This window comes from Cytobacillus kochii (assembly GCF_020171845.1).
In the GTDB taxonomy this organism is placed as follows: domain Bacteria; phylum Bacillota; class Bacilli; order Bacillales; family Cytobacillaceae; genus Cytobacillus; species Cytobacillus kochii.
This window is the reverse complement of record NZ_JAIVAM010000005.1, coordinates 203,497-214,169: the sequence shown is the minus strand read 5'-3', so window position 1 is coordinate 214,169 and position 10,673 is coordinate 203,497. Positions and strand designations below refer to the sequence as shown.

Genomic DNA, 10,673 nt, shown 5'->3' with positions numbered 1-10,673 from the left:
ATGGACGAGTCATTAGAAGAAAATGTGTATCTTCTCCCGGCTTCTTTTGGACAAAAGAGAATATGGTATTTTGAAAAGTTATTTCAAAAGAGTCCAACTTATAATATTCCTTTTATCTTTAAGCTTAGTGGTAGATTAAATGAAAACATACTAGAACTTTCAATTATGAAAATGATTGAAAGGCATGAAATATTTCGAACGACATTTCTTGAAGTGGATGGAGAGCCAGTACAAAAAGTTTCTGTCTCTTCTCCAACTTTTAAATTGATAATGAAAAATAAGCAAGAAATTGAAGAAGAAGTAAAGTTAGAAGAGTATATACAGAGCTTTGCAAAAAAAGCATTTGATATCGAAAAGGGTCCTCTCATTAATTTTGAATTAATTAAAATCGATGAGCATTTTCATTACTTTCTTTTTAATGTACACCATATTATTTATGATGCGTGGTCCTTAGATATATTCAAAAAAGAACTTTTAAATATATATACACACTTAGAAAAAGGGGATGAGCTTCAAATTAGCGATCCTGAATATCACTATGCGGATTTTGCTAATTGGGAAAGTGAGTCACTTCTTGATGGGAAACTAGAACAGAGTATTGGCTTCTGGAAGGAATACTTGAAAGATGCTTCTCCCTTTTTACAATTACAAGCTGATTTCCCAAGACCAAGAGAACAAACCTACAGCGGCAACAATATTAGGCTATCTTTTCCTAACGAGTTGGTAGGAAAGGTAAGGGAGTATACTCAAAAGAGTGGATCCACAATGAACGCCTTTTTTATGGCAGCCTATTTTATTTTACTTTATAGATATACCGGTCAAAAAGATATTGTCATAGGTAGTCCAATATCTAATAGAAAAGCAGCATTTACCGAAGATATGATTGGATTTATTGTTAATACACTTCCTATCCGTATGTCTTTAAAACCCTATAGTAAATTTTCATCCGTATTGAAAAAGACAATCAAATCTTTTCTAAATGTATACGAAAACAGTACGGTTCCATTTGAGAGAATTGTCCAAGAGGTTAATCCCAAAAGGGAAAACTCTTATCATCCGATATTTCAGGTTCTATTTACTTACCATGAGCAAGGAACAGAAGGTGAACAATGTTTAAAGGTCGAGTATGAAAAAATTAATACAGGTACATCAAAGTTTGATAAGGTCCTGTATATAAATGCTGAAGGAAATCAAGCATATGCAGAAATTGAGTACAACCCTGATATTTTAAGCAAGCAATCAATGGAAAGGTTCATTAATCATTATATTCAATTAGTTCAAGATATTATGGCGGATCCTAATAAGCCAATATCTAAATTGAGCTTTATGAGTAAACATGAAATTGCCGAATTAACAAGCTTTAATATGAAGGGAAGGCCGCCATCTTATATCCATGATAGGATTGCCTATCACTCTCTTTATAAGCCAAATGCCTGCGCTGTCAAAACAGATTCAGGCAGTTATACTTTTGCAGAATTGGAGAGAAAGAGTAATCAGATTGCAGCCATAATAAGAAGAAACGGTAGTAAACAAGGGAGCATAATAGGTCTTTCGATGAGTCGGACTTTAGAGCAAATAGCGGCAATATTGGGAATTATCAAAAGCGGGTGTGCGTATTTACCAATTGATCCAGCGCTTCCTGTAAACAGGATGAATTATATGCTTAGTGATGCAAATGCCCCGCTTTTGTTGACTGATAAAGTAGTGAATCAACATGGGGTCCCTTATCAGATTATAAACATAAAAGAGGCAATGCAATCAGAGCTGGATAAACCACTCCTGTGTTTAAAGGAATTGCCTCCAGATGAGATGCTAGCATATGTAATATATACATCGGGTTCATCCGGCAAACCAAAAGGAGTTAAAGTTACACATGCATCATTGCTCAATCATATTGATGATTACTTAGAAGTGTTTCCTTATCAAGAAAGTGAAAGGGTCTTACAAAACATAAATTTTACTTTTGATGCGTCAATAACCGAAATATTTGGTTCGCTGATAGGAGGAGGAACATTGGTTCTCACGAAACAAGAGAATCAATTTGATATCGCTTATTTAGCGAATTTAATGTATCAAGAAAGAGTCACGAGAGCACAGCTGTTTCATAGTTTAATAGATAAATTGAATGATCAATCTCTATTTAATAATAATGACTCGCTTCGACTGGTTTTCACAGGAGGTGAAGCACTCAATAGGAGAATAGTAGAAAAATTCTATGAATCGATTAATATCGATGCAAGACTAGTCAACTTATATGGGCCAACAGAAGCGACTGTTGCGGCAAGTTATCATATATGTAGTAAAACATACCCTAACGTAACGATGCCAATAGGGAAAAACTTTGGAGGTTACCAACTAATAGTATTAGATGAGAATCTTCAACTCGTTCCTAAAGGCGTTGAAGGAGAATTGTTTATTGGTGGTCCAAGTGTATCACAGGGGTATATTAACAATGTAGAGTTAACAAAAAACACATTTATTACTTTAGATGTAAGTGGAAAAAATCAAATGTTTTACAAAACAGGGGACATTGTGAAGCAACTGGCAAACAATGAGTTTTTGTTTATATCAAGGAAGGATTCCCAAGTAAAGATTAGAGGTTTTCGAATAGAATTAAACGAGATAAAAAGTACAATTCTAGATTACCCTGAGATAACAGATGCTGCAGTCGTTACACATATAAATAATGGAGAAAATCAAATCTATGCTTTTCTTGTTAAAAATAAAGATAGTCAAATAATAGCTGCAAACATAAAACGGAGACTGCAACAAGTGCTTCCACATTATATGGTACCAGCATCCTTTGTTTGGGTGGATGAAATCCCCCTCTCCTCAAATGGTAAACTTCTCGTCAACGAATTGCCTTTTGAGCGAAATGACCTTGTGAGCAAAGTGAAGTTAATGCCAAAGAGCCATGTGGAAATCAAACTTTGTCACATTTGGCAAGAGGTATTAGGTATTAAAGAATTGGGGGTTAAAGAGGATTTCTTTGATCTCGGTGGTTACAGTATAAAAGCCATTGAAGTAGTTGCTGCCGTTCGAAAAGAGTTTAATATCAGTATGACGATTTCTGATTTATTTAAGTATAGAACGATTGAGCAATTGAGTGAATTTATTGAAGATGGCAACAAAGTGAAAGTTGATAATAATGTAGTTGTTTTAAAGCAATCAGATACAACTCACCCCCCATTATTTTTGATTCATCCGGGAGGTGGGGGGGCACTCTGTTATATGCCTCTCGTGAAAGATATGTCTATAAATCTTACTATATATGGAATAGAATCCATTGGATATGGAGATAATCAGCAACCATTAAGTACTATACAAGAAATGGCAGTTAAATATGTGGAGGAAGTATTAAAAATTCAAACAGAAGGTCCGTACAGAATAGCTGGTTGGTCCATGGGTGGGACAATTGCGGTAGAAATGGCAAGAATATTAGAAGAGCGAAACTATCATGTGTCATCAGTGATACTTTTTGATGCTCACCCTTTTCATAACTTGCAGTCAGTAGCTAATAGGGATCCATTGATCGTATGGGCACATAGTTTAGGGATGGACTTAGAGGCATTTAGTCAACTTTCAAATAAGGATAAATATGCAGAAGTCTTAGAGAGAGCGATTAGAAAAGGTGTACTACCTAAAGGCTCAGAACAAGAGGATGTCAAAAGAATCATTGAAGTAATGGGGAAGAATAACATTGCATGTGAGTCGTATAAGTTTGTTCAAGAAATTACTTCAGATTTAATTCTTTTTAAATGTCAAAAGATTGATGAGACTCAGCCTCATGCACTTGTAGATGAAAACATTTGGCGGAATAGGACGTTAGGCAAGGTAACGGTCATACCAGTTGATGGTAATCATAATAATTTACTGGAATCTCCACATTCTGTAGTAATAGGAACAATGATGGATCAATTATTATCGTTAAAGGAGATGAAGCAAATTGAGAATGACAGGAAGAGTCAAGAGTCCCCCGCATGAAATCATGAATAAGCTTATATTATATCCGCAGCTATTGTTTGAGTCAGAAAACTATCTAGAACATTATCTTTCTATTGAAAAAGTGCTCATAAAATCTTATGAGGAAATGAATTTAATTAATACAACAGATGCTGTAAAACTCTTAGAAAGCGTAGAATCTGTACAAAAAGAAAATATTATTAAAAGCGCCTATTCTAATATGAATGATATTGCCTTTTCTATTGAAAAGGCAATTGATGAGAACTTGGGTAAGCCAGTATTAAATTGGCATTTAGACAGAAGCAGAAATGATTTACAGGCATGCGGACAGTTAATGTATGCAAGGGATTCATGGATCAGTCTCATTCAAAAATTTCAAAAGCTCTTGATAGAGTTATGGGCACTGGCTTCTAAGTACAAAAGGACGATTATGCCAGGCTATACACACTTTCAAACGGCGCAGGTGATGAGTGTAGGATTCTATCTGACTGCCATAAGCCGTCATATACAGAAGACATTAGAGAAAATGGTTCTTTGTTTGGAGTCTATAAATGAAAGTTGTCCATTAGGCTCTGGGGCAATGTCAGGTCAGGAGTATCCATGGGATTTGGAAATGATGGCAAATGATCTAGGTTTCGATTCATTTGGTGGACATGCTTTAGTATGTGTGGCATCACGGGATTGGATCTTAGAAATAGGAGAGAGTCTGGCATTCTTTGGTGTGAATATGAGCCGTTTCATGACAGATATGATGAACTGGGGGAGTAGTGAATATCAATTCCTTCATTTTCCTGATGAACTAGTAGGTATCTCTTCCTCCATGCCACAAAAAAGAAATCTTCCTATACTAGAGAGAATTAGAGGAAAAACAAGTCATCTAATTAGTTATTATCAGGATTTTATGTTGGGTCAACGGAATACACCCTTTAGTAATCTAGTGGAGGTTTCAAAGGAATCATCGAGCAACCTTCCACGGCTTTTCCAAACAGCAAATGACATTGCTGATCTTCTGCTACTTATTTTTGAGAATATTGATTTCAACATAAATAAGATGAAAAAAAGATGTGAAGAGGATTACCTTGGTGGATTTACGTTAGCCAATTATTTATCAGCTAAAGAAGGCATTCCTTATCGTAAGGCCCAAGTCATTTCAGGTGAATTCATCACCTTAGCAATCAATGAGGGAATTGCGCCAAAAAAACTACCTATTTTATTATTATCACAAGTCTGCGAGCGGTATGGCTATAAACAGCTTCAGATGAATCAAGCTACTTTAGTTGATATATTTGACCCAGAAAAGGCTTTGTTTGTAAAAATTACAGCCGGCTCTGTTCATCCTGAAGAAGTAAATGAAATCATAGAGTGTCAGAAAAGGCAAAACGCAGAGTTTATTCGTCGTTTTAATCGGATAACAGAAAAGGTGACCGAGGCAAAGCAGAGATTGAATAAATGGGTGCCCGGAAAGGAAAATGTAAATGATTAAGGAAGCCAAAATGGTATGTGATAACGAAGTGATTACCGGTGTTGGTAGAGCATGTGGTACCTTTGGAGAATTCCTACAAGGGATCCTACCAGATAATCAGGAATTTTTAGTCACTTTTCCGATTAATCGGTTTTCGACTTGCTATTTTAACTCATCCCCATCTGCTCAAGAGTTAGAAGTTTTTCCTCCTCATAAGAAAAAAACTAGACAATTAGCTATTAATATTTTGTCTTATTTTAACTTACCTACAGGAGGAAGACTGGAAATAGATAGTGAGCTTGTTGAGGGGAAAGGGTTGGCGAGCTCGACTGCTGATATGGTGGCAGCTATAAGGGCAATAGAAGACTGTTACCCAATTAAGATTCCTATTTATCTTTTAGAAGAGATGATGAGAAGAATTGAGCCCTCCGATGGCATAATGTATGAAGGCGTTGTGTCTTATTACCATCGCGAAGTTAAGATCAGAGGCAACTTTGGTAGTTGTCCACCATTAACCGTTCTTGCAATTGATGAAGGTGGGGTAGTAGATACAATTGAGTTCAACCACCAAATTAAACCATTTAATCAAAAAGAAAAGGTAGAATATGAACGTCTTTTACAACAGGCAGAAGGTGCTATTGTAGTAGGCGATGTGAACTTACTGGGGCAGGTAGCGACAAGAAGTACAGAGATGAATCAAAAGGTTAGACCGAAATTGTTAATAGATAAAATGAAAAGAATTAATCAAGAAATAGGAGGGATTGGTATAGTTACAGCTCATAGTGGTACTTATATTGGAGTTTTACTATCGGATACGGATCCCAATTATATAGATAAATTGAAAAAGGGTATTGAAAAGTTTAAATCCTTTGGACTAAGTGCTGAAGTCTTTCACTCCCTACCCTCTACAAGAGAAGGCGGGGGGTGGCTTTGGTGAATGATAGTATGATCAATCTGATAGGTAGGACACCAGCAGTCAGGCTACGGCTTGAAGCAAATAGTGTCGCACCGGTTTATGCAAAGTTAGAGATGAATAATCCTTTTGGTATGAAGGATCGAGTAGCAAAAAAGGCAATTTATGAAGCAATCAATGCGGGAATTTTAAAACCTGGAGGCGTCATTGTAGAAAGTTCTTCAGGTACATTGGCTATGGGAGTTACATTAGTAGGAACGTATCTCGGCTATGATGTGCATATTATTACGGATCCACGTATTGATCAGTTAACGTTGGCAAAAATGAAGGCTTTGGGAGCCCATGTTCATATTGTAAAAGAAATGGAAGAGGAGGGAGGGTGGCAAAGGGCGAGACTTAATTACCTTCATCGCTTTATGGAATCCCATCCCAATGCCTTTTGGCCAAGACAATATGAAAATCCTAATAACCCCCTTGCTTATGAGGATTTGGCCAATGACTTAATCAATGATATCGGTAGAGTTGATTATTTGGTAGCGGCAGTGGGAAGTGGAGGGTCCTTATGTGGAACGGCTAAAGCTTTAAAAAAGGAGAATCCCTCATTAAAGGTTATTGCAGTAGATGCAGTAGGAAGTGCGATTTTCCAACAAAAAGATCAGCCCCACAGACTGCAAGGAGGATTGGGGAATAGCTTGAAGCCGCAAAATGTTGATTACTCCATAATAGATAGTGTGCATTGGCTGAATGATCAGGAAGCTTTTTCATGGACTCTAGAACTTGCTAGACATGAGAAGATATTTGCTGGAAATAGCTCGGGGAGTGTTTATGCTGTAAGTAGATGGCTAAGTACACAAGTCAACAAAGACAATGTGATTGTTGGCATTTTTCCAGACAGAGGGGATCGCTATTTTCATTCAATATATGATGAGAAGTATTTAAGGAAACACGGTATCTTCAGCAATTGTTTAAACATGAATCCTGTCGAGGAAAAGGATATTAAGGATGTGTGTAATTGGTCATATACCCATATCAATCGAGGGGAGAAAGTGAATGAAAAAGTTGCTGTTTATTGAATCTAATACGACTGGTACAGGAATGCTGGCACTGGAAAAAACGGTGGAACTAGGGTTAAGGCCAGTGTTCATAACAAATAATTCTAGCCGTTATGAGCAATTGACGTTAATTGATTGTGAGGTTGTTATAGCAGAAACGAATGATTTAGAAGGTTTGAAACATACAATTTTGAATCACTTTGCATTAGAAGAGATTGCAGGTATTACAACAACAAGTGAATTTTATATTTATACTGTCGCATGTTTGAATCGCCTTTTTCATTTTTCTGGGAATTCGCCAGATACAATCGAAATTGTAAGAAATAAGTCTGCTGTTAGACAGGTATTAAGAGAATGCTCAGAAGTCTATCAACCATATTTTAGATTAGTAGAATCAGAGCAAGACTTAGAATTATTAAAAGGTGAACTTATTTATCCAGTCATTGTAAAGCCAATTGATGATAGCGGGTCCAATTTCGTACGTAAATGTATGGACTATCCATCATTATCTGCATATGCAAAAGAGATAATGAGAATTACTCATAATGTCAGAGGTCAAATGAAAAAACAAGGAGCTTTGATCGAAGAGTATATAGAAGGGCAAGAATACAGCGTAGAAGTTTTTTCCGTTAAAGGTAAACATCATCTGATAGGAGTGACAGAAAAACAATTAAAGAAGGGCGATTTTTTTATAGAAAGTGGTCATGTATTTCCAGCTAGGATAGGTGAAAATCTTAAAGGAATAATTGAAAAAGGGGTTTTACTTATTCTTGAAAGTTTACATTGGAAATCAGGACCTGCTCATCTAGAGATAAAGATAAAAGATAATAAAGTATTTTTAGTGGAGTTTAATGGGAGACTTGCAGGAGGTATGATACCTGAACTTATAAAATATGCAACTGGAGTGGATCTGCTTAAAGAACAATTAAAGAATGCATCAGGAATTGAACCGATAATTGAGAAAAAAAAGTCTTTAACTGCAGGTATCAAATTTTTAGTGCCTAGTGTGTCAGGGGAAATAAAAGAATTGCATAATGTTACATCTCATAGTGATATAAAAGAGATTCGTTATTCTAAAGTACCTGGTGACTATGTAAAGAAAGCGGAAAATGCGTATGGCCGAATAGGTTATATGGTGGTAGCCTCACAAACTTATAGTGAAATGAAATGTTTATTGGATGGTTTTGAACAATCAATGCGAATTGAGGAGTGTGTACATGATCAATTATTTAAGTGATACAATTACGTTGCCAACAGATGCCATGATGCAATCAATACAAGAAGCAAAGCTAGGTGATGATGTCTATGGGCAGGATGAAACAGTAAATCATCTTGAAGAATTTGCTGCAAAGTTAACAGGGAAAGAAGCGGCCTGCTTTATGCCAAGTGGTACAATGGCTAATTTAGCATCTATCATGGCATACTGCCCAAGAGGAACAAAAGCACTTGTTGGCGATGAATCTGATATCTATATTTTTGAAGCTGGAGGAGCTTCCGTTTGCGGGGGGATTATGTACGAACCTATTCGTACACAGTCAGATGGAAGTCTCTCTATAGAAGATTTAACCAACGCAATTCCAATTGATAAGAACGATCCTCAATTTGCTCTGCCGGCATTAATTTGTCTTGAGAATACACATAACAGGTGTGGAGGGAAAGCGTTAAGCTTAGATTACTTAAGTAAGATAAAGCGTTTTGGGGATGAAAATCATATTCCTATCTATATGGACGGGGCCCGTGTTTTTAATGCAGCTCTCTCATTGGGTGTCGATATAAAAGAGATTACACAGCATGTGGACTCTTTACAATTTTGTTTATCAAAAGGATTATCGGCACCTGTAGGCTCGATTGTATCAGGAACAAAACAACACATTAACGAAGTACGAAGAATTAGAAAAATGTTGGGTGGAGGAATGCGCCAGGCGGGAATTTTAGCAGCTCCCGCCTTGGTGGCCCTTCAAACCATGATAGATAGACTGACAGAAGATCATCAGAAAGCGAAAAGACTTGCGAAAGAATTAGAAGCGATTGATGGGATTGAGGTTGAAACAAAGGATGTACATTCAAATATAATCATGTTCAAAATCAATAATGAAAATTTCACTTGGAAGTCATTTCTTGAGGCTGCAGAAAAAAATAATGTAATATTTTCTGAGATGGGATATGGTAGAATACGAGCGGTTATTCATAGACATATTACAGATGACGATATCACTTCAACAATTAAGATCATAAAAGAGATACTACACTCTACTATTATTAAATCCTACTAGCATACTGTTTTATAGTATGCTTTATTTCTTTTTTGATGGCGTTAGATATTTCTTGATCATTAATTGAATCTGCTATGCTTAATGCTTTGTTAACATGTAACTCACCATTTCTGGAATCCCCTTTTAAATAGTGAATTTCTGCAAGGGAGTGTAGTGATTGGCTACAGAAAGCATATTTCCTTTCAAAAGAAAATATATTTACTGCTTCATCGAAGTATTGTTGGGAGATATCTAAATCGTTTTTTCGCTTATGTAGAATGCCCAATAGATATCTTACTTCTCCTGCACAATAAAATAAGTGATTAGATTGTAAGTAGTACTCTAGGCGATAACAAATATCAAAGCATTCACTATCTCTATGATTTTCATAGTAAAGACAGGCCAGATTATAGGCTACTCTAGGGAAGAGGGACTTATCCTCAATATAGGGACTATTTTCTAAAGCTTTGTATGATGAGCTAAAAAGACGAAGAGCCTCTTTTAATTTATTTTGTTCCAAGAGTAATAATCCAAGAGAATTCGTTATATTAATATCTATTTCGTTAATAATTTTACCGTTTTGGATGAGTTTTCGTAGCAGTATTTCAGCCTTTTCAGGGTTTTGATCTCGTTTATGATAAAGAACTGCCTCAATCCAACTTAGAAATCTGAGGAATTGTCGGTTGTTTAATAAAGGGTTGTTATTAGAGAAATTTTTTGCCTCTTCATAGTGGTATTGTAAAGTGATAAAATCTAATTGATAGAGACTCTCACGGCAAAGCCTCTTAAATTTTTGTACGTAGGATATAAGTTCTGCTTCATCATTATCTGATAAAATGTATTCAATAGGGATATTAAGTTTCATGCAGATCTCTTTCAGTATATCCAATCTAGGCAGTTGCTGTCCTTTTTCGATACGATATAAAGTGGATTCATCACATATATTATCAGCTAAATATTGCCTAGAAAACCCGTTTTTCTTTCGATAATAGGCAATTTTTTCACCTGTTTTCTCCAAAAGACCAATCCTC

7 protein-coding genes are annotated in these 10,673 nt (G+C 36.1%); 6 read left to right on the top strand and 1 reads right to left on the bottom strand.

Translation table 11 applies throughout. The annotated features are described in order from the left end of the window. Genes LCM23_RS10040 through LCM23_RS10015 form a run of 6 tightly spaced genes read left to right on the top strand, consistent with a single transcriptional unit; the run spans position 1 to position 9,663 of the window. Complete coding sequence (locus LCM23_RS10040; RefSeq protein WP_224936823.1) at positions 1–3,984, top strand: non-ribosomal peptide synthetase; 3,984 nt, start codon at positions 1–3, stop codon at positions 3,982–3,984. Continuing rightward, positions 3,953–5,446 (top strand): argininosuccinate lyase, encoded by a 1,494-nt coding sequence (locus tag LCM23_RS10035; protein ID WP_224936940.1) that lies wholly within the window; start codon positions 3,953–3,955, stop codon positions 5,444–5,446. The genes LCM23_RS10040 and LCM23_RS10035 overlap by 32 nt, the downstream gene beginning before the upstream one ends. Further along, on the top strand, positions 5,439–6,362 hold the full coding sequence (locus LCM23_RS10030) for a GHMP family kinase ATP-binding protein (RefSeq protein WP_224936822.1): 924 nt from the start codon (positions 5,439–5,441) through the stop codon (positions 6,360–6,362). The genes LCM23_RS10035 and LCM23_RS10030 overlap by 8 nt, the downstream gene beginning before the upstream one ends. Further along, on the top strand, positions 6,356–7,411 hold the full coding sequence (locus LCM23_RS10025) for a PLP-dependent cysteine synthase family protein (RefSeq protein ID WP_224936821.1): 1,056 nt from the start codon (positions 6,356–6,358) through the stop codon (positions 7,409–7,411). Before LCM23_RS10030 ends, LCM23_RS10025 begins: the two co-directional genes overlap by 7 nt. Next, on the top strand, positions 7,389–8,627 hold the full coding sequence (locus tag LCM23_RS10020) for an ATP-grasp domain-containing protein (RefSeq protein WP_224936820.1): 1,239 nt from the start codon (positions 7,389–7,391) through the stop codon (positions 8,625–8,627). The genes LCM23_RS10025 and LCM23_RS10020 overlap by 23 nt, the downstream gene beginning before the upstream one ends. Further along, positions 8,608–9,663, top strand: a complete 1,056-nt coding sequence (locus tag LCM23_RS10015) for a GntG family PLP-dependent aldolase (RefSeq protein ID WP_224936819.1) — start codon at positions 8,608–8,610, stop codon at positions 9,661–9,663. The genes LCM23_RS10020 and LCM23_RS10015 overlap by 20 nt, the downstream gene beginning before the upstream one ends. Here the strand turns inward: LCM23_RS10015 and LCM23_RS10010 are convergent. Beyond that, the gene (locus LCM23_RS10010) at positions 9,650–10,660 is read right to left on the bottom strand and encodes a helix-turn-helix domain-containing protein (RefSeq protein ID WP_224936818.1); all 1,011 of its coding nucleotides are present in this window, start codon (positions 10,658–10,660) and stop codon (positions 9,650–9,652) included. The genes LCM23_RS10015 and LCM23_RS10010 overlap by 14 nt on opposite strands. Between the last annotated feature and the right edge of the window lie 13 nt (positions 10,661–10,673).